We start from the raw sequence: 24691 nt of genomic DNA, 5'->3' as shown, positions 1-24691 counted from the left end.
TGCGGCTCGTCGAACGGAAACGCCAGGTCACCAGTAGGCGACCAAATGAGAGTCCGCTCCAACCGGCCCGAACACTCACGAGCCCTCGGGTTCGTAGGCGAGGTTCGGGCGCAGCCAGCGTTCGGTTTCCGCGAGGTCGTGGCCCGCCCGGCGGGCGTAGTCCTCGGTCTGGTCCTTCCCGATGCGGCCCACGGTGAAGTACCGCGAGGACGGGTGCGCGAAGAGCAGGCCGCTGACGCTGGCGGCGGGGGTCATCGCGCAGGACTCGGTCAGCGACAGGTCGAGTTCCTTGGCGTCGAGCAGATCGAACAGGGCCCGCTTCTGGCTGTGGTCCGGGCTCGCCGGGTAGCCGAAGGCGGGTCGGATGCCGCGGAAACGCTCGGCGTGCAGCTCCTCGATCGGCGGGTTGGCGTCCGGTTCGTACCAGTCGCGCCGCGCCTGGAGGTGGATGTGTTCGGCGAACGCTTCGGCGAGCCGGTCGGCGAGGGCCTTCACCATGATCGCCCGGTAGTCGTCGTGCCGGGCTTCGGCCGCGGCGGCGAGCTTTTCGGCGCCGTGGATGGCCACGGCGAACCCGCCGAGGTGGTCCCCAGCCGGTGCCACGTAGTCCGCGAGGCACCGGTTGGGCCGCCCCTCGGGTTTGACGGTCTGCTGGCGCAACATCGGCAGGCGAACGGTTTCGCCCGCATCGACGTCGACGAGGATGTCGTCGCCCGCCGAGCGGGCGGGCCAGAAACCGTAGGCGCCGACGGCCTGGAAGTGGCCCTCGGCGATGATCTCGTCGAGCAGGGCGTTCCCGTCGTCGAAGAGTTCCCGGGCCGCGGGCTGGTCCAGGATCGCGGGGTACTTGCCCTTCAGCTCCCAGGCGATGAAGAAGAACTGCCAGTCGATCAGCTCGCGCAGCGTGGTCAGGTCCGGCTGCACGGTCCGCAGACCGGTGAACGCGGGCACGGGCAACTCGTCGAAGGAGACCTGCTCGCGGTTCGCGCGGGCCTGCTCGAGGGTCAGCAGCGGCTTGAGGTCCCGGTTCGCGTGCTGCTCGCGCAGGCGTTCCTGCTCCGCGCGGTTGGCCTTGTCCAGTTCCGCCGCCCGGTCCTCGTTGAGCAGATCGCTGACCACGCCGACGACCCGGGACGCGTCGAGCACGTGCACCGTCGAACCCTCGTAGGCGGGCGCGATCCGCACCGCGGTGTGCTGGCGGGACGTCGTGGCGCCGCCGATCAGCAGCGGCAGCTTCAGCCCGCGGCGATCCATCTCCGCGGCGACGGAGACCATCTCGTCCAGCGACGGCGTGATCAGCCCGGAAAGCCCGACCGCGTCCGCGCCCTCGGCGACCGCGGTGTCCAGGATGACCGACGCGGGCACCATCACCCCGAGATCGATGACCTCGTAGTTGTTGCACCCGAGGACGACGCCCACGATGTTCTTGCCGATGTCGTGCACGTCGCCCTTCACGGTGGCGAGCACGATCTTCCCCTGGCCGCGTTCGACTTCCAGGCGCCCTTCCCGACGCGCCTGCTCCTTCTCGGCCTCCATGTACGGCTCGAGGTAGGCGACCCCGCGCTTCATCACCCGCGCGCTCTTCACCACCTGCGGCAGGAACATCTTCCCGGCGCCGAACAGGTCGCCCACGACCTTCATCCCGTCCATCAGCGGCCCCTCGATCACCTCCAGGGGGCGGGCGGCGCGCTGCCGGGCTTCCTCGGTGTCCTCTTCGATGTAGTCGACGATTCCGTGCACGAGCGCGTGCGTCAGGCGCTCCTCCACCTCGGCTTCGCGCCAGGACAGGTCCACCGTGCGGCGGGTGCCCGAACCGCGCACCGTCTCGGCGAACTCGACCAGCCGGTCGGTCGCGTCGGGGCGGCGGTTGAACAGGACGTCCTCGACGAGTTCCAGGAGATCCGCGGGGATGTCCTGGTAGACCGCGAGCTGACCCGCGTTGACGATGCCCATGTCCAGCCCGGCGCGCACGGCGTGGAACAGGAACGCCGAATGCATGGCTTCGCGCACGACGTTGTTGCCGCGGAAGGAGAACGAGAGGTTCGAGATGCCGCCGCTGGTCCGCGCCCCGGGGCAGCGCTGCTTGATCAGCGGCAGCGCTTCGATGAAGAACTTCGCGTAGTCGTTGTGCTCGGCGATTCCGGTCGCGACCGCGAGCACGTTCGGGTCGAACACGATGTCCTCGGGCGCGAAACCGACCTTCTTCGTGAGCAGGTCGTAGGCGCGGGCGCAGATCTCCACCTTGCGCTCGGTGGTGTCGGCCTGGCCCTGCTCGTCGAAGGCCATGACCACCACGCCGGCGCCGTAATCCCGGATCCGCCGCGCGTGTTCCAGGAACGGCTCCTCGCCTTCCTTCAGGCTGATCGAGTTGACCACGCCCTTGCCCTGCACACATTTCAGCCCGGCCTCGAGCACGCTCCACCGCGAGCTGTCGACCATGATCGGGACGCGGGCGACCTCCGGTTCGGTCGCGATCAGGTTCAGGAACGTGGTCATCGCCTGCTCGCTGTCGAGCAGATCGGCGTCCATGTTGACGTCGAGCAGGTTCGCGCCGCCGCGCACCTGGTCCAGGGCGACGTCGACGGCGGCCTGGTGGTCGCCCGCCTCGATCAGGCGCCGGAACTTCGCCGAGCCGGTGACGTTGGTGCGTTCCCCGATCATGACGAAACCGGTGTCGGCGCCGATCTCGAAGGGTTCCAGACCGCTGAACCGGGTGCTCGGCGACGGCGCGGGAACCGGGCGCGGTTCGCGGCTGCGCACCGCCTCGGCGATCTGCGCGATGTGCGCGGGAGTCGTACCGCAGCAGCCGCCGACGATGTTGACCATGCCCGCGCCGGCGAAGTCGCCGAGCATCCGCCCGGTCTCCTCGGGGGTCTGGTCGTACCCGCCGAAGGCGTTCGGCAGCCCGGCGTTCGGGTAGCAGGCCGTGTAGGTCCCGGCGAGCCGGGAAAGTTCGGTGACGTGCGGGCGCATCTCCTCGGCGCCCAGCGAGCAGTTCAGGCCGACCACCAGCGGTTCGGCGTGCTCGATCGAGCGCCAGAACGCCTCGACCGTCTGCCCGGAAAGCGTGCGGCCGCTCAGGTCGACGATCGTCACCGAGATCCACAGCGGCACCTGCGGGGCGACCTCGCGGGCGGCGGCGATCGCGGCCTTCGCGTTGAGCGTGTCGAAGATCGTCTCGACCAGCAGCACGTCGACCCCGCCGTCGGCCAGGGCCTGGATCTGCTCGGCGTAGGCGGCGTAGACCTCGTCGAACGACACCGCCCGGAACGCCGGATCCTCCACCTTCGGGGACAGCGACAGCGTCACGTTCAGCGGCCCGATCGACCCGGCGACGAACCGGCCGCCCGCCTCGTCGGCCGCCTGCCGCGCCAGCCGGGCGGCCTCGAGGTTCATCTCCCGCACCAGCGACTCCAGCCCGTAGTCCGCCTGGCCGATGCTGGTCGCGGTGAAGCTGTTCGTGGTGGTGATGTCCGCGCCCGCGGCCAGGTACTGCCGGTGCACGTCGAGGACGACGTCCGGGCGGGTGAGGTTCAGCAGGTCCGGGTCGCCGGTGACGTCGCGCGGATGGTCGGCGAGCCGCTCGGTGCGGTAGTCGGCCGGGGTGAGCCCCGCGTTCTGCAGCATCGTGCCCCAGGCGCCGTCGAGCACCACCACACGCTGGTCCAGAAGTTCGCGCAGAGTCCCGTTCGAATCCATCGAGCCACCTCCCATTGATTGGGAGGCGCCCTTGTTGCCACGGTTCCCAGGCCGAGCGTGGCGGGTTCGCACCCGTTGCAGCGCCTCTCGGCCTGGCAGTCACAAGGTACCGAGAACGCAATGGCTGCGCCAGACACCGCTCTCGCTATTCGCTCGAGGAAGCGCTGCCGAAAGCGGCGAGTGCCTCGGCATCCGACGGCGTGGCCAGCAGGTTCTCCGCGATGAATTCGGTGAGGCCGGGATAGTCCGGCGCGGTGGCGCGGAATTCCCGGGCGGCGGCGTCCACATCGTAGGACGTGCGCCGCAGCACTACGTCCGGGCCGAGCAGCGCCCAGTAGGCGCCGGTTCCGCCGTACGGCATTCCGACGCTGCCCGGGTTGACGAACCGGCGGCGGTCGGCGAGCCGGTCGAACGGCATGTGGGTGTGGCCGAGTACGACGGTCGGTTCGGCGGTCTCGCCGAAGGCGTTCCGGTAGCGCTCCACCGGCGAGTCCACGAGCACGATCTCGGTGTCGGCGCGCGGGGTGGCGTGGCAGAACCGGACCGGCCCCAGCCCGGTCACTTCCAGCACCACCGACAGCGGAAGATCGGCGAGCAGGTCCCGGTGCCGCCGGAGGATGCGGGACGCGCCGTATTCGGCGGGCCGCCGCGCCACCTCCGGCAACTCGGGGTTGGGTTCGCCGTCGTAGGCCGCGACGAGTTCGCGGTCGGCGTTGCCGCGCACCCAGATCGCGGTGTCGCCGAGTCCGGCCAGCCGGTCGAGGGTTTCCGCGGGCATCGGCCCGGTGGCCAGATCGCCGTTGAGCACGATCGCGTCCACGCCCGCGGCGCCGACCTCGCGGAGCACGGCCTCCAGCGCGGGCAGGTTGCCGTGGATGTCGGCCAGTACCGCTACTCGCATGGGAACTCCCGCCGGAGGTGTCGGTGGAGATTCTCGCCGGCGGGACAGCCGGTTGTCGCGGGAGTTCGCCGAGCGCTGAACCTCACGCGGCCCCGGGGCGCAGTGCCGCGTGCCAGCGTTCGGTGTCGGTGTACTGGTGCAGATGGGAGATCCGCCCGTCGGTGACGCGCCACAGGTGGACGAATTCGGCCTCGTACGCCCGCCCGGTCGCGCGGGCGGTGCCCCGGTAGTGGCCGGTCACCACGATCAGCCCGTCGCCGGTTTCGTGCCACGACTCGTCGTAGGGTGCGGTGTCGAACTCTTCGAACACCGGCCCCCAGATCCCGGCGAGCGCGGCCCGCGGTCCGCGCACGGCGTCCCCGGTCACGCAGGGCAGTCCCGGCGCCACCTGCGCCTCGAACTCGGGATGCAGGATCGCCAGGATGGCGCCGCCGTCGCCGGTTTGCGTTGCCGTGTAGAACTTCCTGACTACTTCGGTCTGTTCGCTCATATCCCGATATTAGAGAGCCTTCTCTAGAATGTCGCTATGACGCACGGCACGCGACCGGTCCCGTGCCGCGGCGGAGTTAGCAGTCGGGGTCGCCGGTGTGCTGGCTCTGCACCTCGTAGGCCCATTCGCTGAGTCCGGCGAGGAAACCGGCCTGATCGCGGGGGGAGAGGCGGGCGAGCGCGCGCAGCAGCGGCGCGGAACGCACCGCGATGAAGGATTCGAAGGCGGGCCGGTGTTCCGCGGCCAGGGTCACCAGGGTGCGCCGCCGGTTGCCGGGATCCTCGTGCCGGGCGACCAGCCCGGCGCGGCTGAGGTCGCCGACCAGTTCACTGGCGGTGGACAGCGAAACGTGCAGCCGTTTGGCCAGTTCGCTGACGCTGGCGGGTTCCCCGGCCAGCAACTGGGTGAGTACCGCGCCATGCCGTGCGCTGAGCCCGTGCCGCTGGAAGGTCTCCCGCAGTGGCTCGGGCATTTCGCCGTGCACTCGCCGGAAGAACGTCGCCAGGAGCGGCACGTGGCTGAGGGCCCGGAGTTCCTGCGGGGTCGGCATCGATGTCTCCGGCTCGCCCTTGCGCGTCTTGGCGTTCTGCGGCATGGTGGCAAGCATACATGTTCGGATATCCCAACTATTGGGTTTCACGAACATCATGGGGAAGCGTTGACGTGAGGAGGCGCCGGATGGCGTCGATCAGCTATCAGGACGCGGTGAAACCGCGGCGGTTCGTGGAACGGCACGAGCAAACCTCGCGCTCGGCCGATGAAGACAAGGAGTAGGTCATCGACAACGCGCTTCTGGCCGGCCAGGTGACACTTGCGCCGGCATTGACGGTTCTGCTCGGCCGCGGTTTGCCCGGCGGTCCGTGGGTGGCCGCGGGAGTGTTCTCCTCCGTGGTGACCCTTCGCCTGTCGCGCACGGAGAAACCGTTGCGCGGCACGGCACTGGCCGGTACCGCGGCCGCGCGGCGGCCCGCGTTCGCCGGGGAGGTCCGATGAAACTCACGATTCTCGGCGCCACCGGTGGGGTGGGCCGGTACCTCGTCGAACATGCCCTCGCCGACGGGCACCGGGTGACCGCCGTCGTGCGGGATCCGGCCCGGCTGCTGGTGCGCGACGAGAACCTGACGGTCGTACGCGGGAACGCGCTCGACGCGGCCGCGGTGAAGACGGCCCTCAACGGCGCCGACGCCGTGCTGTCCGGGATGGGCGCGTCCAGCCGGCGCGATCCGCTCAACCCCGCCTCGACCTCGGCCCGGGCCGCGACCGAGGCGATGGCGGCGACCGGTGTGCGGCGGATCGTCGTGGTGAGCGCCGGGCCGATCAACCGCTCCGGAGCGGGGCAGTCGTTCGCCGTGCGCCGGGTGTTCTCGCCGCTGCTGTGGGCGTTTCTCCGGGACGTCTACACCGATCTCGAGCGGATGGAAGGCGTCCTGCGGGAAAGCGGCCTGGACTGGATCTCGGTGCGGCCACCCCGGTTGCTGGACAAACCGGGCCTGGGCCACTACCGGCACGCGATCGAGGCGGGCCCGTCCGGCGCTTCGATTCCCCGCGCGGACGTGGCGCGGGCCATGCTCGACTTCCTCACCGAACCGGCGACCGTCGGCCACGCGGTCGGCGTCAGCAGCTGAGGAGCTGCCTCGCCGCGGGAACTATGGGGGTCGTGACCGGTTAGGGCGGTTAGTCATTGCTGCCCCGGCGGGGCGCCGGTTGCGGGGTGAGAATTCGGGTGGGTTGCCTCGTTCGGTCGCGTCGAAAGCGCGCAAACCTTTCGGGGCCGCATCGCGGCGGTACTTCCCCGCCACGGCGGGTCCCCGTGCACACGGAAGGGCACTGGGTACTTGGGGTCGTGAGTGTTTCGTCCGGTTCTAACCGGCCGGAACACTCACGACCGATTGTTTACCGCCCAGGTGCTCGCCGGGAACGCGGCGATTCTCTGGCCGGAACGGGGGTGCCGCCGCTGGTGTCCTATCTGGACGGTTGCCGGTTGCCAGGGGCGGCGGTCTGGGTGAACCGGCGGCCGGACGATCTACCTCATCACGACTTGCCCGGACACCGCAGCCGCCCGGCACAACGTGCCCCGTTACCTGGAACGGGTGCGGCACATCGTGCGCGCTGACGCGTGGACATTCCCGGGTCGCCGGGACCACTCGCGGGGAAACCTGTGCCCAGGTGCGGGTTTTCCGGCCGGAGCCTGTCATCGGGATGTCTAGTAACGCCGATCCGGATCGCCCTAGCCTGGAGCGGCCCTGGCTTTCTCGAGGAGAGGTGCGGTATGGACAAGCTGATGGCGATGGTGCTGTCGGTGGTGGCGGCGATCGGCGGGCTGACCCAGGTCACCGAGGACACTGTGGACGGAACGCCGAGCCCGCGGGTCTCGTGCGATGCGACCGAGGAAGCCATCTACACTCCGCCCGCCCAGTTCGGCGCCGGGCCCGGGGACGTGCTGGCCTGCGCGCCCGCGGCGTTCCCGAAGATCCCCGACCAGATCCCGATGAAGTCGTGGAAGATCCAGTACCAGTCCACCGACGTGCACGGTAAGCAGGTCGCCGTGTCCGGCCTGCTGGCCGTCCCGGAGGCGGCGTGGCCGGGACCCGGCCCGCGGCCGGTCGTGGCGTTCAACCCGGGAACCGTCGGCCTCGGGTCGCAGTGCGCCTACTCCAAGCAGATGTCCGGCGCGTACGTCGACGCCTACGAACTCGCGCAGCCCGCGGCCGCGTTGAAGGCCGGGTACGCCCTGGTCGTGCCGGACGGTGTCGGCTACCTGAACGGGCAGGTGCACACCTACATGGTCGGCGACAACTCCGGTCGCGCCCTGCTGGACGCCGCGCGGGCCGCCGCCCGGGTGCCGGAGTCCGGTTTGGACAAAGCCGCGCCGGTCGGTGTCTGGGGCTACTCCGAAGGAGGGCAGGCCGCGCTGTGGGCCTCCCAGCTCGCCGCCTCGTACGCGGGCGAGCTCAAGATCGCCGGTACCGCGGCCGGCGGCGTGCCCGGCGATCTGCGGCTCGTCGCGAACAAGCTCAACGGCGGTGACTTCGCCGGGTTCGCGGCCGCCGCACTCGTCGGGTTCCACGTCACCTTCCCGGACATGCCCTGGGACGACCTGATGAACGACAAGGGACGCGAGGCGGTCAAGACCCTGCAGTCCAACTGCCTGATCAAGACGATCTTCGGTTTCCGCGGGGCGAAGATCGAGGATTACAACAAGGACGGCCTCGGAGTGGACCAGCTCTTCGAACTGGCCGGCCCGAACGGGGTGAAATGGGGCCAGATCGCCGACGGCCAGAAGCTCGGCGTGGACATCGGCCCGGCCGGTTCCGGGGCCAAGTACCAGATCGGGTTCCCCACCTTCCAGTACCGCGGCAAGACCGAGCAGATCATCCCGGTGGAGACCGAGGAGGCGACGAAGCAGGCCTACTGCGCCGCCGGGGTGCCGACCCGCTGGAAGGGTGACGTCGAGGGCGACCACCTGGGTGCGGCGAGGGCCGTGATTCCGGACGTCATGACCTGGTTCGCCGACCGGTTCGCCGGAAAACCCGAACCGGGTACCTGCGCGGGGTAGTGGTGTAGCTCCTGGCCCGACCGGGTAACCGGCGAACTGGACCTGACCAGTCGGGAAGGAGTGACACGTGAAGCACGACGAATTCATCGGACAGGTTCAGGCCAGGGCGCGCTTGGCGAGCAGGGGAGACGCGGAGCGCGCCACCCGGGCCACGCTGGAGACCCTGGGCGAGCGGGTGCCGGAGCAGGTCGTCGCCCACTTGGCCGCCCAGCTGCCGCTGGAGATCGGCGAGCATCTGCGGCGCACGGTGACCATGGGCGGCGCCGGCTCCGGCGAACGGTTCGGCCTGGACGAGTTCACGCATCGGGTCGCGCAGCGCGGGCACATGGCGGATCCGGACGCCAGCTACCGGTCCCGGGTGGTGCTCGAGGTGATCCGCGAGGCGACCAGCCCGGGCGCGCTGGACAAGGTTCGCGATTCGCTGCCCGAAGACCTGCGCGAGCTCGTCGACTCCGGTAGCTCGGGCGGGTTGCGCTGATGGCGCACCGGGACACGGTCCGGCGGTTGCTGGAAAAGGCGGGCCGCACCTATGCGGAGGAAGCCGGGATCAAACTGACCGACAAACCGGCGCCGCTGTACCGGTTGCTGGTGCTGTCCACCCTGCTCTCCACGCGGATCAAGGCGGGCCTGGCGGTGGACGCCGCCCGGGAACTGTGGAAGGCGGGTCTGGGCAACCCGCGGGCGATGGCGAAGTCGGACTGGCAGGCGCGCGTCGACGCATTGGGCCGGGCGCACTACAAGCGGTACGACGAGCAGACCTCGACCGCGCTCGGTGCGGCCGCCGAACTGCTGCTGGACAAGTACTCCGGCGATCTGCGCAAGCTCAAGTCCGAAGCAGACGGTGAGCCCGCGGCCATCCGGAAGCGGCTCGCCGAGTTCCCCCGGCTCGGTCCGGTGGGGGCGGACATCTTCAGCCGCGAGGCCCAGCTGGTCTGGCCCGAGCTGCGTCCCCACCTGGACAAGAAGGCCCTTCAGGGTGCCGGGAAACTCGGTCTGCCGACCGATCCGAAACGGCTCGCGCGGCTGGTCTCCGAGGAGGAACAGGCCGTGTTCGCCGCCGCCCTGGTCCGCGTCGCCCTCGAACCACGCCTGGCGGAGGAGGGCTAGGGTTGAGGGGACGAGCAGGGGTGCGATGCGGCGAGGGCGAGAGTCGAAGGGACACCGGCGGCCGGAACGCGGGCCGATGCCCGGGCGGTATCCGGTGCGCTTCGGGACCGCGGAACTGCTGCGTGACCTCGACCGGCCCGACGGGTGGCTGCTGACCGTCGACGGCGTCGCCCAGTCCTACGTCGACCTCGACGATCCGACCCACCTGGAATTCGACTACGTCCGCCGCCTCGGTGACGTGCTCGACTGCCTCCCCGAACCCGGCAGCCCGCTGGACGCCGTGCACATCGGGGGTGGCGGCTGCACCCTGCCCCGCTACCTCGCCGCGACCCGGGCGGGATCGCGCCAGCTGGTCCTGGACGCCGACGGGGAACTCGTCGAACTGGTCCGCGAACAGCTCGGCCTGCGTGCCGTGCCCGGGGTCCGGATCCGCGTCTCCGACGGCCGGGCCGGGGTGGCCGGCCGCCGCGAATCCTCGGCCGATCTGGTGGTGACCGACGCGTTCGAACAGGCCGCGATGCCCGGTGGCCTGGCGACGAGCGAGTTCACCCAGGACGTCGCCCGCGTGCTGCGGCCGTCCGGCACCTACCTGCTCAACATCTCCGACGGCCCCGGGCTCCGCTTCGTCCGGCGGGTCGTGGCGACCGTGGCCGGGGTCTTCCCCGAACTGCTCGTGCTCGCCGAACCCGGGGTGCTGCGCGGCCGCCGGTTCGGGAACCTGGTGCTGGCCGCGTCGGCGCGGGCACTGCCGGTGGACGCGGTGCGCAGGCGCACCGCGTCGGCGGCGTTCCCGGCGCGCTGCGTGGCCGGGGACGAGCTGCGGGAGGTGTTCGGCCGGGCCGAGCCGCTTTCCGACGCCGCCCCGGTGACCGGTCCGACCCCACCCGAAAACGCGCTCGGCCTGCGGAGCTAGCCCCGGGGGACGCGCACACCGGTGACCTCGCCCGCGGAAGGTTTGAAAATCGGCGGACTGGATACGCTGAAGTGCCTCCGTGGCCGGAGGCGTCCCTTCTCGCGTGGTCAAGGACGGGATATGGCAGACGACGGCTCGGCCGGAGCACTGTCGACGGTGGCGGCTCTGGACGAGCTCTCCGCGTTGGTGTGGGCGCTCGAAGGTCCCGAACACACGGTCGTGGCCGTCAACCGCGCGGCGGCTCGCGCCACGCCCGTCCTCGGCCTGCCGCTGGCCGCGGCCTGGCCCGGCCCGAGTGAAACCGTGCTGGATGCCTGTGACGAGGCGGTCCGCACCGGCCGGCCGGTGACCGCCTACCAGCCCGGTCTCGTGCTGACCGCCGCTCCCTGGCGGGAAGCCGGCTGCCTGCTGCAGGCGATCGAGCTGACCCCGCCGATGACCGAGGCCATCTGCCGGGACCAGGGCCACGACGCCTTGCCCGCGTCGCTGCCCCTGGTTCCCGGCTACGACCTCGGGGTCCGCTATGTCGCCGCGTCGGAGGGGTGGCGTGCGGGCGGCGACTGGTACGAGGCGGTCGTGCTGCCGGACGGCGGGCTGGCCGTGGCCGTCGGCGATCTGGTCGGCGGCCAGGCGTCGGTGACCGCGTTGCTGCGGGGCGCGCTGATGTCCGCACTGCGCGCGGGCGAGGACGTCCCGACCGTTCTGGGGCGCCTCGACGACATCGCGGCCCAGGTCCCCGGCGCGGCGGGTGGCACGGTCGCCGTCGCCGTGCTCGATCCGGACCGCCGCGAGTTGTGCTTCGGCAGTGCGGGGCACCCGCTCCCGATCGTGCTCGCGGCGGACGGCACCGCGACGAGCCTGGACTGCCCACGAGGGGTGCCGCTGGCCACCACCGGGGACCGTCCCGTTCGGACGGTTCCGCTGCCCGTCGGCGCCGTGCTGGTCCTCTACACCGACGGCCTGCTCGACGGCCGTTCCGACGCGACCCTGCGCACCGCGGTCACCACCGGTCGCCGGTTGACCTGTCCCGAGCTGTGCGAACGTTTGGTGACGGAACTGCTGCCCGCGGGGCGCCCGGTGGACGACGACGCCGTGGTCCTCGTCGTGCGCGCCATGCCGGTGCGGATGCGCCCGCTCCGGCTCGATGTGGCCGCGACGCCCGATCAGCTCGCCGTGGTCCGGCGTGCGTTGCACGAGTGGCTGACCGGGCTCCGGGTCGACCAGGAAGACGCCGTGGGCGTGCAGCTCGCGGTGGGGGAGGCCGTGGCCAACGTGGTCGAACACGCCTACCGCGGCCGGGAACCGGGACGGGTGCTGATCAACGCCGACCTGCTGCCCGAGGGCAGGCTGGGGTTCGAGGTGCGCGACCACGGGGGATGGCGGGACGCCGATCTGGTGGAGAGCGCACATCGCGGCCGCGGGCTGCAGTTCATCCGGGCCTCCATGGACGACGTGCGGCTCGACCGCACACCCGAGGGCACCTCGGTCCGGATGACGCTCCGGCCGTCCCTGGGCGTGGACGGGGAACCGGTGGTGGCACCGTCCCGATCGGACACGGATTCCGTCGAGGTCGAGGTGTCCGCCGAAACCACGCCGGTGCGGGTCCGGCTGGCCGGGCAGCTGGACGCCGCCAACGCCGAGCCGGTGCGCAACGAACTGCAACGCGCCAGCCGCGCCGGCACGGTGCCGATCCGGCTGGACCTCGACGAGCTGGACCACCTCGACAGCGCGGGGGTGCGGGTGCTGTTCGAGCTGGCCATGGCGGCCCGGGACAGCGGCGAGCGGTTGAGTGTGCGCGTGCCGGAACGCGGCATGGTGCGGCGGGTGCTGCGCACCGCGGGATTCGAGCAACTCGCCGAGTTCGTCTCCCCCGACTGAGGTAGGACTTGTTGACGCGCGGCCAGCCCCCCGTCAATACTTCGAACAGATGTTCGATTGTCTGGCGCTGGCTTCCCCACGGCGACTGGAGCGGGACGTGGGAGTGATGCGGTGTCGTTCAACAACCCCGGGGTGTCGTGGACCGAGCTGGAACGGGCCCTGTCCGGCCGGCCGGAGCCGGTCGGCGACGGCGGCGACAGCCCGGCGTGGTCGCGCAAACGTGCGGCGTACACGGCTCCGGCCCGGCCGCGGCTCAACGACGCGGTCGAGATTCGCGTGCCGTACGCGGAGTTGCACGCGCATTCGCATTTCAGCTTCCTGGACGGCGCGAGCTCGCCGGAGGCCCTGGTCGAGGAGGCGGTGCGGGCCGGGCTCGACGTGATCACGCTGACCGACCACGACGGCATGTACGGCGCGGTGCGGTTCGCCGAGGCCGCGCGGGAACTGGGCGTGCGCACGGGATTCGGCGCGGAGCTGAGCCTGGGACTTTCCGGGCCGCAGAACGGGATCGCCGATCCGGAGGGGGAGCACCTGCTGGTGCTCGCCCGCGAACTGGAAGGCTACCGGCGGCTCTGCCGGGTGATCTCCAACGCGCAGCTGCGGGGCGAGGAGAAGGGGCGCCCGGTCTACGACCTGGACGAGATCGTGGCCGAACTGAGCGGCCACTGCGTGGTCCTGACCGGATGCCGCAAAGGCCCGGTGCGCCGCGCGCTGATCCGCGACGGCCCGGCCGCCGCGGCCGCGGAACTGCGTCGGCTGGTGGACCGGTTCGGGCGCAACCATGTCGCGGTCGAACTGATCGACCACGGCCTGCCGACCGATTCCCTCCGGAACGACCTGCTCGCCCGGATCGCCGACGATCTCGGCCAGCCCACGGTCGCCAGCAACGCGGTGCACTACGCGCGGCCGGAGAACGGTCGGCTGGCCGCGGCGGTGGCGGCGGTCCGGGCGCGCCGGAGCGTGGCGGAGATCCAGGGCTGGCTACCGCCCGCGCCGGCCGCGTTCGTCCGGTCCGGTGCGGAGATGCGCGCGCGGTTTTCCCGCTATCCCGGCGCGGTGCAACGCGCGGCGGTGCTCGGCGTGGAGTGCTCGTTCGATCTGCGCCTGGTGGCGCCGAAACTGCCGCCGTTCCCGGTGCCACCGGGGCACACCGAGGTGAGTTACCTGCGCGAGCTCACCTGGGCGGGCGCGCGGCGCCGCTACGGCACCAGAGCGGACAACCCGGCGGCCTACCGGCAGCTCGAACACGAGCTGAAGATCATCGAAGAGCTGCACTTCCCCGGTTACTTCCTGGTGGTCTGGGACATCGTGGAGTTCTGCCGCCGCAACGACATCCTGTGCCAGGGGCGCGGTTCGGCGGCGAACTCCGCGGTCTGCTACGCGCTCGGCATCACCCATGCCGATCCGGTCCGCTGGGGCCTGCTGTTCGAACGGTTCCTCGCCCAGGAACGGGACGGGCCGCCGGACATCGACGTGGACATCGAATCCGATCGCCGCGAGGAGGCCATCCAGTACGTCTACCGCAAACACGGGCGCCACCACGCGGCGCAGGTGGCGAACGTGATCACCTACCGCGCGAAATCCGCGGTGCGCGACATGGCCAAGGCACTCGGGTACTCGACCGGGCAACAGGATGCGTGGAGCAAGCAGATCGACCACTGGGGTCCGGTCGCGAAGGCCGATCCGGCCGCGGAACACCCGATCCCGCCGGAGGTGCTGGCCCTGGCCGACGAGATCGGCGACGCGCCCCGGCATCTGGGCATCCACTCCGGCGGCATGGTGATCTGCGACCGGCCGGTTTCCGAGGTGGTACCGGTCGAATGGGCGCGGATGCCCGGCCGCACGGTGTTGCAGTGGGACAAGGACGACTGCGCCGCGGTCGGGCTGGTCAAATTCGACCTGCTCGGTCTCGGGATGCTTTCCGCGATCCATTACACCCTCGATCTGGTCACCGAGCACGAGAAGGTCGAGATCGACCTAGCACAGCTCGACCTCGCCGATCCGGCCGTCTACGACATGCTTTGCCGCGCCGACGCGGTCGGCGTCTTCCAGGTGGAATCCCGCGCCCAGCTGGGCACGCTGCCCCGGCTGAAGCCGCGCGAGTTCTACGACCTGGTGGTCGAGGTCGCCCTGATCCGCCCCGGCCCGATCCAGGGCGGTTCGGTGCATCCCTACCTGCGGCGGCGCAACGGCGAACCCTGGAAGCACGCGCATCCCTTGCTGGCCAACGCTTTGGGCCGCACGCGCGGGGTGCCGCTGTTCCAGGAGCAGGTCATGCAGATGGCCGTCGACGTCGCCGGGTTCAGCCCGTCCGAAGCCGATCAGCTGCGCCGCGCGATGGGCGCGAAACGGTCCACCGCCAAGATGGAACGGTTGCGGGCACGGCTGTTCGAGGGGATGGCGGCCAACGGGATCACCGGCGAGCTGGCCGAGGGGATCTTCCACCAGATCCAGGCGTTCTCCGGTTACGGGTTCCCGGAAGCGCATTCGATGTCCTTCGCGATGCTCGTCTACGCCTCCGCGTACCTGAAGCACTACCACCCGGCCGCGTTCTGCGCGGGACTGCTGCGGGCCCAGCCGATGGGGTTCTACTCGCCGCAGTCGCTCGTCGCGGACGCCCGGCGGCACGGTGTGGTGGCGCACGGGCCGGACCTCAACGCCAGCCTCGCGCACGCCACGCTCGAACCGGATCGCACCAGCACCGGCGGGCACGCCGTCCGGCTCGGCCTCGCGACCGTCCGCGGGCTCGGTGATCTCGTCGCCGAGCGGATCGTCGAGGAGCGGAACCGGGGCGGGCGGTACCGCGGGATCGCGGACCTCGCGCACCGCGTTCCGCTGACCGAGCCCCAGCTCGAGGCGCTCGCCACCGCGGGCGCGTTCACCCGGTTCGGCCCGGACCGCCGCCAGGCGCTGTGGGCGGCCGGGGCCGCCGCCCGCGACCGGCCCGGGCACCTGCCCGGGGTGGTACCGGGCACGGACGCCCCCGCGCTGCCCGGGATGACCCGGTTCGAGATGGCCGCGGCCGACGTGTGGGCCACCGGAATCTCGCCGGACACGCACCCCGTCGAATTCCTGCGGCGGCACCTCGACGGGCTCGGCGCGCTGCCCGCCGATCGGCTCGGCGAGGTCGAGGACGGCACCCGGGTTCTCGTCGGCGGCGCGGTGACCCACCGGCAACGGCCCGCGACCGCGGGCGGCATGACCTTTCTCAACCTGGAGGACGAAACCGGCATGGTCAACGTCATCTGCTCGCCCGGGCTGTGGGCCCGCGACCGGGCCACCGCGCGCAACAGCCCCGCCCTGCTCGTCCGCGGCATCCTCCAGAACACCGGCGGCGTGCTCAATCTGGTGGCGGACAAACTGGAAACCCTGGAACTGCGGATCGTCCACCAGGCCCGAGATTTCCGTTGACCTCGATATTGGTCGAGGTTCTACCGTCCGGAGGTGATGAACGAACCACGTTATCTGATCCGCGGTGGCGCGGTGCTCAGCATGGATCCCGCGGTCGGTGATTTCCCGGCGGCCGACGTTCTGGTGGAGGGCCGCAAGATCGTGGCCGTCGGACCCGATCTGGACGCTAGGGCCGAAGTGATCGACGCGACCGGCACGATCGTCCTGCCGGGTTTCGTCGACACCCATCACCACCAGTACCAGACGGCGTTGCGCGGCACCCTGCCGGAAGGGCTGCTGGGCGACTACTTCGACTTCGTGAACCTGAAGATGACGCCGGTGTACCGTCCCGAGGACGTCTACCTCGCGGAGTTCGCCGCGTCGGTCAGCCAGCTGGACGCGGGGGTGACGACCGTGGTCGACACCTCCCACGTCAACCATTCGCTCGAGCGCGCCGAGGCCGCGATCGCCGGTCTCCTGGAAGCGGGTCGCCGCACGGTGTTCACCTATTCCACCTTTCTGGGCGAGGAACATTACGCGCGGGACCTGCCGGTTCTGCGGAGCCGGTACTTCTCGTCCGCGGACCAGCTCCTGACACTCGCCTTGAACGCCGAACTCGGCGACGAGGTGCGTGCGCAGTGGGCGCTGGCCCGCGGCCTGGAGATCCCGCTCGTCTCGCATGTGCTCGGGCAGTACGGTCACGCGGAACTCCTGGGCCAACTCGGCCGCGAGGGGTTGCTGGGGCCGGACAACGAGTTCGTCCACGCCACCGGTCTCACCGACGAGGCGTGGGCGGTGATTCGGGACAGCGGCGGCGGAGTGTCGTTGGCGGTGCCGATCGAGATGTCGATGCGCCACGGCACGCCGCCGATTCTGCAGGCGCTGGAGCACGGTGTTCAGCCCTCGCTCAGCACCGATGTCGAATGCACGATGACCGCCGATTTCTTCACCCAAATGCGCTCGGTCTACACTCTGCAACGCATGCTCGTGAACGAACGCTCGCTCGCGGGTCTCGTGGGTGATCTGCCCCAGTTGCTGACTCCGCGCGATGTCCTCCGCTTCGCGACCGTGGAGGGCGCTCGTACCGCACACCTGGCGGACAAGATCGGGACGCTCACCCCGGGCAAGGAGGCCGATCTCGTCCTGTTGCGCGCTGATGCCCTGAACGTCATGCCGCTCAACAACATTCCCGCTGCCGTGGTCACCTTGATGGATCGGGCGAACGTCGACACGGTGCTGGTCGCCGGGCGGTTGCGGAAGTTCCGCGGAGTTCTGGTGGACGTCGATCTGGACTGGCTGCGGGGTGAGCTTGAGGAGTCTCGGGATTACTTGTTCGCGGCTGCTGGGGTGCGGCGGGAGTTGTTTTGACGCCGTTCTGGCGCTGGTGGCCGTGTGGGAGAGCTGGGTTGGGTTTCAGGCACGCCTTCGGCGCGCCGTGGGAACTTTGCTTGCGTTGGCGGCCGTTCCCGATTCAACTTCCGCGAGTTCCCCGTTTCGGTAGGGCGAGTTGCGCGTTCGGAGTGGGTGGTGGTTGCCGTTTCTTGGAGTGGGGTTGGGTTTCAGGCACGCCTTCGGCGCACCGTGGGAAACTGTCGCTCCACGGGTCGATTCCCGTCGTTGGTCACCAGCGACAGTTCCCCACGGAACGAGCACGTGTTGTTGCGTTGACAGCCGTGCCCGATTCACCCATTCGGGATGGGTGTTGATCTTCCGTTTTCGATAAAATGGGAGACGTGGAAACAAATACCAGACTTGTTGAGCTGAAAGACATTATTCAATCGGAAGGGGAGGTGATCGCGCGGGCGCAGGCCCGACAGTTGAGAGCCATTGCGGAACTGGACAACCTGCAAGAAAGATCCAGGGGTGTGCCCGTCGAAGTCGCCTGGATGCTGAAACTGACCGAGCACAAGGCGGCGAGGAAGGTGGTGCTTGCGCGGACGCTCACCACGCGGCTGCCCGAGACCCTGAAAGCCATGGAGGGTGGGGTGATCGACGAGGAGAAAGCCGCCAAGATCGCCGAACCCACAGCGTACTTGAGCGACGAGAAAGCCCGTGAAGTCGATGCCATCATGGCCAGCCGGTTGCCGGGCAAGAACCCGTCCTCGCTGCGCAAGATGGTGAACTACTGGATCGCCAAGATCGACAAGGCGGGGTATGAGGCTCGGTGCAAAGCCAGGCGCGCTGACCGGCAGCTCCAGTTGATCCACCAGGACCACGGCATGAGCACTCTAGTCGCCGACGTGCCGGTGGAAAAGGGCAGCGCCGCCTACCGCAGCATCGACCGCGAAGCCCGCAAACGCAAAACCAAGGATGAATCGCGCTCGCTGGACCAGTTACGGGCCGACATCCTGATCGAACGCTGCCTCGGCACCACCCACGGCGACCCCAAAGCCGACATCTTCGTGTATGTCGACCTCACCACCCTGGCCGGATTGAACAGCGACCCCGCACAGTTGGCCGGATACGGCCCCATCCCCGCCGCGATCGCCCGCGACATCGCCCACAGCAAAGACTCCACCTGGCGGCGCATCGTCACCGACCCGGTCACCGGCTTGCCCGCCGACGTCGGCCGCACCCGCTACCGGCCACCACCCGCCCTCGACCGCTACATCCGGCTACGCGACCGCGAATGCCGAGCACCGGGTTGTAACCGACCGGCGCAGGCAGGCGATATCGACCACACCCAAGACTGGGCCCAAGGCGGCACCACCGACAAAACCAACCTTGGCGGCTGGTGCGAACGACACCACTACCTCAAAGACCAACCCGGGTGGAACTTCGAACCAAAGCCCGACGGCTCTATCACCATCACCACACCCACCGGCGGCACCTACACCAGCCAACCCGAACCACTCCACGAACCCCGGCCCACGGGTCCATCCTTGACCTGAAGCGAAATTGAGGTTTTACGTTGGCGGAACAACGTCGTCGCCTCAGTTGAAGGAGCGCTAGCGATGCCTGAAGGCCAGTTTCGCTTCACGTACTTCACGCAGGACTACGAAACGACGGTTGCCTTCTACCGCGACGGTATGGCGCTTCCGATCGCGGGCTCGTGGGACCGTGGTGGCGAAGACAAGGGGACGCTCTTCGCCGCCGCGTCGGGGTTCATCGAGGTCCTCATGCGACCTGCGAGCGACGACGCGGAGCCGTTGTTCGACCCGCGTCCGCCGCAGGGCGCGTTCATGGTGATCGAGGTGGACGACGTCGAGCAGGCGTACCGCCGAGCCGTCGGCAACGGCCTGCCCATCGAGAAGGTCGCGTGGCCGACGTCACAGCTCGTGCCGAATTGACCTTCACATCTATGTGAGGGTTTGACTATGGGGTCATGGACAACGAACTCTACGACTACAGCCCGATCGTCGAACGCGAGCCGATCCAGTGGCCGGATGGGGCCCGGGTCGCCTTCTACGTCGGGCTGAACGTCGAGCATTACCAGATCGACCGCCCTTCGACGAGCATCTTCGCGGGTACCGCGGATCTGGTGCCGGACGCGCTGAACTACGGCTGGCGCGACTACGGGCCCCGGGTGGGGTTCTGGCGGCTGCTGGAAAGCCTCGACCGGCACGGGATGCGCGCGAGCGTGCTGCTCAACTCGGACGTCGGCGAGCGCTACCCGCAGATCATCCGGGCGGGCCGGGAACGGGACTGGGCGTGGCTCGCCCACGGCAAGAACAACTCGATCTTCCAGGCCGATATGTCCGTCGACGAGGAGCGCGCCTACCTGACCGAGGTCGTCGGCGCCATCGAGCGGGCCACCGGGCGGCGGCCGCGCGGCTGGATGGGGCCCGCGCTCACCGAAACCTTCCAGACGCCGAAACTGCTCGCCGAACTCGGCCTGAACTACGTGCTGGACTGGACCAATGACGATCAGCCGTACCGGTTGAACGTGCCCGGCATGCTGAGCGTGCCGTACTCGGTCGAGCTGAACGACATCGGCCTGTTCGTCGGCAAGAGCCTGAGCGGACCGGACTTCGTGCGGATCGTCCGGGACCAGTTCGACCAGCTCTACGCCGATTCGGCGGACAGCGGCCGGGTCATGGCGCTGGCCCTGCATCCGTTCGTCATCGGCCAGCCGTTCCGGCACAAGTACCTGGACCAGGCACTGGAGTACATCGCGAGCCGGCCGGGGGTGTGGCTGACGACCAGTGACGAGATCGCCGAACACTACGCCCGGACCGCGAAGAGTCAATAAACTCGAGATCATGATCTCGCCACCACCACCGCCGGACCGGCCGGTCGACAGCCGTCCGGAGGCGGCGCTGGGGACGGTGGTGCGGGCCTGGGTGCACGGCTGGGCGCTGTCCCGGAACATCGCGACCCCGGTCGAGGTGTCCGGCGCCTTCCGGCTCGACGTGGACACGCCCGGCCAGCTGGTGCGGTACGTGTTCACCGAATTCGATCCCGAGTCGTTGCGGCGCCGGGCCGCCGCGCTGGTGACCCCGGGAACCTGGCTGAAGGTGTGCGCCGGACGGGAGGTCGTCGAGGGCGCGTTGCCGCCGCCGTGGCAGGTGGGCGTCCAGGAATTCCTGATGACCACGGCGTTGCGCCCGCCCGGTGCCGCGCCGGCCGTGGCGGGCTACCGGACGGAGACGGTCACCAGCGGCGCGGCGACCGACGTGCTCGTCTGGGCCCCGGACGGGGAGCGGGCGGCCGCCGGGCGGGTCGCGGTGTGGGGTGACGCGGCCGTGGTCGACCAGGTGGAGACCCGGCCCGAACACCGGCGGCGCGGGCTCGGCGCGCTGGTGATGGACCTGCTCGGCGCGGCGGCCCGCGCCCGCGGCGCCACGCGCGGTGTGCTCGTCGCCACCGCCGACGGGCGCGCGCTGTACCGGTCGCTCGGCTGGTCGCTGCGCTCGCCGGTCACCCCGGCGTGGCTACCCCTCTGAGCGAGTCTGCTGTGGACAATCAGCTGGCGGCCTGGGCGCGGAGTTGCCGGGCCCGCAGCGCGATGATCATTTCGAGGCGGCGTTCGGGATCTTCCATCTGCTCACCGAACAGGTTGTGCAGGTGGTGCATCCGCTGCCGGACGGTCTGCGCGTGCAGGTTCAGCCTCGCCGCGATTTCCGTTGCGGTGCCCCGGGTTTGCAGCCAGGCGAGCAGTGTCTCGCCGAGCCGGTCGCGCTGGGCCGGGGGAAGCGGGTCCAGCGGGCCGAGGCTGCGCTTCGCCGCCTCGGCCACCAGCAGGTCGTCGGACAGCAGCCACAGCGTCGAGAGGTGGTCGCGGAACCAGGTGATCGAACCGTCCGGAATGGTGCCCAGCTTGAGGTGTTCGATCGTGCGCCGCGCCCACCGCCAGGAGGTCCGGGCGTCCTTGAGCGGGACGATCGGGCCGACCGCGGCGTGCCAGCCGCGGAGTTCGGCGTCCTGGCCGCGCAGGTGGCGTTCCGGGTACGGGGTGAGCAGGCACGGTTCGGGACCTTCCAGATCCATCAGCACCTGATCGTCCAGTTCCGGGACGTGCGGTTCCGGCTGGCCCTCGCGCGGGGCGAGCGCGACGACCGCGATCTGCTTCGGCACCGGCCACCGCGCCGCGTCGGCGAGCGCGGAGATGGCGTGCGGTGAACTCGGCGTCTCCGCGAGGATGAGTTCCAGCAGCCCGCGCCGCCGCCGTTCGAGCACCCCGGCGGTGGACACGCGCGCGTCGCTGTACGCCTCGATGATCACCGACGAGACCTCGTCCACGAACGCGAACAGGGCCTCGGCCGCCAGGCAGAGCGTTTCGGTGGTCAGGCCGATGGTCCGCCCGGTGTCGGCCACATGCCGCCAGGCGACGCGGCCGGCGATGCGGATCGCGGTCTGCAGGGCGTCCAGATCGCGCCCGTCCGCGAACTCGTCGCGCCCGACCTTCCCGGCGATGAGCGCCAGATCGTTCGGGAACGGCGACGCGCCACCGATGGCGTCCACGCAGCGCAGCACCGCGTGCCGGGTGGTTTTCGAGATCGCCCGGCTGACCCGCGCGTACTGCGGCACGTCCCGCACGATCTCGCCGACGATGTCCTCGGCGATCCGGCTCGAGATCGGGCGCAGGGCCGCGGCGAGTTCCACCGGCAGCACCGCCCACGGGTCCGCGTCGCCGTCTGCCCGCCCGCCTTCCCCGCTGGATCCCCCCTGCCTGGCATACGCCAGTTCGTTCACGATATCCCCTCCAGGGCCGGAAAAAGGATGATGACAAGCAATGTCGCGATTCCCGGAACGGACAGTACGTCGGTAGCGGACGGCCGTCAATACTGGTAAGGGGCCTATTCGACCAATGGTAGTAGTCGATCATCGTCGATCGCGGGAAATTGGCCGAAGCAGATAAATATGCGCGGAAAATCGCGCATACCCGTGACAGATACCCGCGGTTTCCCAGCTCAGGCGACCGCGACCGAATCGTCACCTGGCCGGAACCGGTCGGCGCGCAGCGCCAATTGCAGCACGAACCGCTCGTCCGGGTTGTCCAGCCGGTCGCCGAACAGGGCGGCGACGCGGCGCATCCGGTCGCGGACGGTGTGCAGGTGCACGCCGAGTTTCGCCGCCGTGTCGGAGGCGTTTCCCCGGCATTGCAACCAGGCGAGCAGCGTTTCACCGAGGCGGGCGCGGCGGTTGTCGCTGAGTCCGGCCAGCGGCGCCAGGCTGCGCTCGGTGAGTTCGGCGAGCAGGTGCTGGTCGGCGAGCAACCACAAAGTGGACAGATGGTCCTCGTACCGGGTCACCGGCTCGTCCGCCACGATCCCGCCGCGCACCAGATCCAGGGTGCGCCGGGCCCACAGCAACGAAGTGGCCGCCTCGCCGAGCGGTACGCGCGGGCCGACCGCGGCTCGCCAGCCGGGACGCTGGAGCCGGAAGTCGTGCAGCGCGCGGTCCGGCCGCGCGGTCAGCAGGAACGGCCCGCGGTCACCGAAGTCCAGCAGCACATCGGGGTGCATGGCGGGCGCGGGCGCCGCGCCCGCGCCGTCCGGCGGCGCCACCGCGATCGCGGTGATCCGGTCCGGCACCTCCCAGCCGGCGGCCTGGGCGAGCGCTTCGAGGGACTGCGCCGAAGGCGCCGGCGTGCCGATGATCAGCTCCAGCAACCGGCGCCTGCGGTCCGCGGTCAGATCCTCGGCGCGCATCCGCTCCTCGGTGTACCCCTCGATGGTCTGCGTGGAGATTTCGTCTATATAAGCGAAAATGGCCTCCGCGCAGAGGCACAGCACGTTCGACGGCAACCGCGTCGACCGGCCGAACGCGGAGACGTAGCGCCACGCGGCCCGCCCACCGGCCCGGTAGGCGGCCTGCAGCGAATCCAGGCTGTGGCCGCCGGTGAACGCGTTGCGGCCCAGCTGGCGGAACACCCGGCCCGAATCCGGCCCGGACCCGCCGGGTGCGGCGATGGTGTCCACGCAGTGCAGTACGGCCCGTTCGATACCGCGCGCGACCAGGCCGCCGGTGTCCCGATCCAGCGAGCGCGTGAGCCGGGGGACCGCGCCCTCGATCTCCCGCAGGACCACTTTGGTCAGCGTCTCGACGTGCGGCCGGAACTGCTCGGCGACCTCCCGGGGCATCCGCGACCACAGCTGCCGGGCTTCGGCCGGTTCTTCGAGTAGCGTCGCGTTCATCGCCAAACCCCTTGCCGTCCAAGCGAAAATCGTGCGTCGTCGACGGTAAGTTCGTCACGAACGACCTGTCAACAAAGTTCGCTTTTCACCGGGGACTCGGCCGTTCGGGCCACCCGTTCCGGCGAGCGAACTATCGCGCACATGACAAATTCGCGTTCCGCGACTCGTACCGGCCTCACACCTGCCCTCAGGCGCCCCGGTACCGCGCCGGAGCGAAGGACAGCCGCGGATCGGTCTGGATGAAACTGCCCAGCAACTCGTCGATCTGGGTCAGCACGTCCAGGCCGAGCGCGGTGCCCGCCGCCTTCGCGTTCTCGGCGATCTGGGCGGGGGTGGACGCGCCGGCCACCGCGGACGCCACGTTCTGGTTCTGCAGGGTCCAGGCGATCGCGAGCTGCGCCATGGTGAGCCCGGCATCCTCGGCCACCCCGCGCAGCAACGCGACCCGGTCCAGGAGCGGCTCGTGGAGCAGCGGCCACACCGCGCCCCGGGCCTCGGCGTCCCCGGCCGCGCGGGAGTCCGGCGGGAGGTGACCCGGCCGGTACTTCCCGGTGAGGATCCCCTGCGCCATCGGCAGCGAGGCGAACTGCCCGATCCCGGCGCGCTGGCACACCGGCATGACCTGGGCTTCGGGCACCCGCCACAGCATCGAATAGTGCGGCTGGTTCGCGATCAGCGGCACGCGCAGCTCCGCCGCCAGGGTGCTCGCCCGGAGGATCTGCTCGGCCGTCCATTCCGCCGTGCCCACGTACAGGATCTTGCCCTGGCGGACCAGATCGGACAGTGCGGTGAAGGTTTCCTCGAGCGGGGTCTGGTAGTCGAAGCGCAGGAGCTGGTACACGTCGACGTAGTCGGTCCGCAAGCGGCGCAGCGAGCCGTGCAGGGAGTCGACGAGGTGCTTGCGGGACAGGCCGCCGTCGTTGGGACCCGGGCCCTCCGGCCAGAAAACCCCGGTGCACAGCACGAGATCCGCCCGCCGGACCCCGTCCAGCGCGTGCGCGAGCGTGGTCTCGGCGGCGCCCTCGCCCCAGGCCGCCGCGGTGTGGAACGTCGTGATGCCCGCGTCGAGCGCGGCAGCGACGCAGGCGCCCGCGCCGGTGCGGTCGTGCGTGAGCCAGTTCCCGTAGGAAAGCTCGCTGACGAACAGTCCACTGTGGCCGAGCCGCCGGAACTCCAT

20 protein-coding genes and 1 riboswitch are annotated in these 24691 nt (G+C 70.1%); of the genes, 13 read left to right on the top strand and 7 right to left on the bottom strand.

All coding sequences use genetic code 11. The annotated features are described in order from the left end of the window. Positions 1 to 75: 75 nt before the first annotated feature. The 4 genes from metH to FXO23_RS44985 form a co-directional block, all read right to left on the bottom strand. Entirely contained in the window at positions 76 to 3699 is a 3624-nt protein-coding gene (gene metH / locus FXO23_RS45000; RefSeq protein ID WP_158894126.1) for a methionine synthase, read from the bottom strand. A gap of 16 nt (positions 3700 to 3715) precedes the next feature. Beyond that, positions 3716 to 3794, bottom strand: a riboswitch (S-adenosyl-L-homocysteine riboswitch). A gap of 50 nt (positions 3795 to 3844) precedes the next feature. Continuing rightward, positions 3845 to 4600, bottom strand: a complete 756-nt coding sequence (locus FXO23_RS44995; RefSeq protein WP_158894124.1) for a metallophosphoesterase family protein — start codon at positions 4598 to 4600, stop codon at positions 3845 to 3847. An 82-nt stretch (positions 4601 to 4682) separates the two neighbouring features. After that, positions 4683 to 5090, bottom strand: a complete 408-nt coding sequence (locus FXO23_RS44990; protein WP_158894122.1) for a nuclear transport factor 2 family protein — start codon at positions 5088 to 5090, stop codon at positions 4683 to 4685. Positions 5091 to 5166: 76 nt separating this feature from the next. Further along, on the bottom strand, positions 5167 to 5685 hold the full coding sequence (locus FXO23_RS44985; protein WP_158894120.1) for a MarR family winged helix-turn-helix transcriptional regulator: 519 nt from the start codon (positions 5683 to 5685) through the stop codon (positions 5167 to 5169). 227 nt (positions 5686 to 5912) lie between these two features. Here FXO23_RS44985 and FXO23_RS44980 point away from each other — a divergent pair, with 227 nt between their 5' ends. The 13 genes from FXO23_RS44980 (at position 5913) to FXO23_RS44920 (ending at position 20820) form a co-directional block, all read left to right on the top strand. Next, positions 5913 to 6083 (top strand): hypothetical protein, encoded by a 171-nt coding sequence (locus FXO23_RS44980; RefSeq protein ID WP_158894118.1) that lies wholly within the window; start codon positions 5913 to 5915, stop codon positions 6081 to 6083. Continuing rightward, complete coding sequence (locus FXO23_RS44975) at positions 6080 to 6715, top strand: NAD(P)-dependent oxidoreductase (RefSeq protein ID WP_158894116.1); 636 nt, start codon at positions 6080 to 6082, stop codon at positions 6713 to 6715. Before FXO23_RS44980 ends, FXO23_RS44975 begins: the two co-directional genes overlap by 4 nt. A 644-nt stretch (positions 6716 to 7359) precedes the next feature. Beyond that, positions 7360 to 8646, top strand: a complete 1287-nt coding sequence (locus FXO23_RS44970; protein ID WP_158894114.1) for a lipase family protein — start codon at positions 7360 to 7362, stop codon at positions 8644 to 8646. Positions 8647 to 8713: 67 nt separating this feature from the next. Then, positions 8714 to 9124 (top strand): DUF2267 domain-containing protein, encoded by a 411-nt coding sequence (locus FXO23_RS44965; protein WP_158894112.1) that lies wholly within the window; start codon positions 8714 to 8716, stop codon positions 9122 to 9124. Continuing rightward, a complete protein-coding gene (locus FXO23_RS44960) occupies positions 9124 to 9753 on the top strand; it encodes an endonuclease (RefSeq protein ID WP_158894110.1) in 630 nt (209 codons plus the stop codon). Before FXO23_RS44965 ends, FXO23_RS44960 begins: the two co-directional genes overlap by 1 nt. A gap of 25 nt (positions 9754 to 9778) precedes the next feature. Further along, complete coding sequence (locus FXO23_RS44955) at positions 9779 to 10666, top strand: spermidine synthase (protein ID WP_425484970.1); 888 nt, start codon at positions 9779 to 9781, stop codon at positions 10664 to 10666. Positions 10667 to 10786: 120 nt separating this feature from the next. After that, positions 10787 to 12544, top strand: coding sequence for a SpoIIE family protein phosphatase (locus FXO23_RS44950; RefSeq protein WP_158894108.1), 1758 nt, complete (start codon positions 10787 to 10789; stop codon positions 12542 to 12544). Between the two features lie 111 nt (positions 12545 to 12655). After that, positions 12656 to 15955, top strand: coding sequence for an error-prone DNA polymerase (locus FXO23_RS44945; RefSeq protein WP_158894106.1), 3300 nt, complete (start codon positions 12656 to 12658; stop codon positions 15953 to 15955). Between the two features lie 36 nt (positions 15956 to 15991). Further along, a complete protein-coding gene (locus FXO23_RS44940; RefSeq protein WP_158894104.1) occupies positions 15992 to 17302 on the top strand; it encodes an amidohydrolase family protein in 1311 nt (436 codons plus the stop codon). A 356-nt stretch (positions 17303 to 17658) separates the two neighbouring features. After that, positions 17659 to 18825: an HNH endonuclease gene (locus FXO23_RS44935; RefSeq protein ID WP_158894102.1), complete on the top strand. Its 1167-nt coding sequence runs from the start codon at positions 17659 to 17661 to the stop codon at positions 18823 to 18825. Between the two features lie 63 nt (positions 18826 to 18888). Further along, positions 18889 to 19224 carry a VOC family protein gene (locus FXO23_RS44930; RefSeq protein ID WP_158894100.1) on the top strand — a complete coding sequence of 112 codons (336 nt, stop codon included), beginning with the start codon at positions 18889 to 18891 and terminating at the stop codon, positions 19222 to 19224. A gap of 35 nt (positions 19225 to 19259) precedes the next feature. Then, the gene (locus FXO23_RS44925; RefSeq protein WP_158894099.1) at positions 19260 to 20126 is read left to right on the top strand and encodes a polysaccharide deacetylase family protein; all 867 of its coding nucleotides are present in this window, start codon (positions 19260 to 19262) and stop codon (positions 20124 to 20126) included. A gap of 10 nt (positions 20127 to 20136) precedes the next feature. Beyond that, complete coding sequence (locus FXO23_RS44920) at positions 20137 to 20820, top strand: GNAT family N-acetyltransferase (RefSeq protein WP_246258447.1); 684 nt, start codon at positions 20137 to 20139, stop codon at positions 20818 to 20820. Positions 20821 to 20839: 19 nt separating this feature from the next. Here the strand turns inward: FXO23_RS44920 and FXO23_RS44915 are convergent, their stop codons facing one another. The 3 genes from FXO23_RS44915 to FXO23_RS44905 all read right to left on the bottom strand — a co-directional run bounded on the left by FXO23_RS44915 (position 20840) and on the right by FXO23_RS44905 (position 24691). Further along, a complete protein-coding gene (locus FXO23_RS44915; RefSeq protein ID WP_158894097.1) occupies positions 20840 to 22069 on the bottom strand; it encodes a PucR family transcriptional regulator in 1230 nt (409 codons plus the stop codon). A gap of 218 nt (positions 22070 to 22287) precedes the next feature. After that, a complete protein-coding gene (locus tag FXO23_RS44910) occupies positions 22288 to 23514 on the bottom strand; it encodes a PucR family transcriptional regulator (protein ID WP_158894095.1) in 1227 nt (408 codons plus the stop codon). 187 nt (positions 23515 to 23701) lie between these two features. Next, positions 23702 to 24691: an aldo/keto reductase gene (locus tag FXO23_RS44905; RefSeq protein WP_158894093.1), complete on the bottom strand. Its 990-nt coding sequence runs from the start codon at positions 24689 to 24691 to the stop codon at positions 23702 to 23704.

It is taken from the genome of Amycolatopsis anabasis (assembly GCF_009765355.1).
Classification (GTDB): domain Bacteria; phylum Actinomycetota; class Actinomycetes; order Mycobacteriales; family Pseudonocardiaceae; genus Amycolatopsis; species Amycolatopsis anabasis.
The sequence above is the reverse complement of the archived record's forward strand: the minus strand, read 5'-3'. Positions and strand labels throughout refer to the sequence as shown.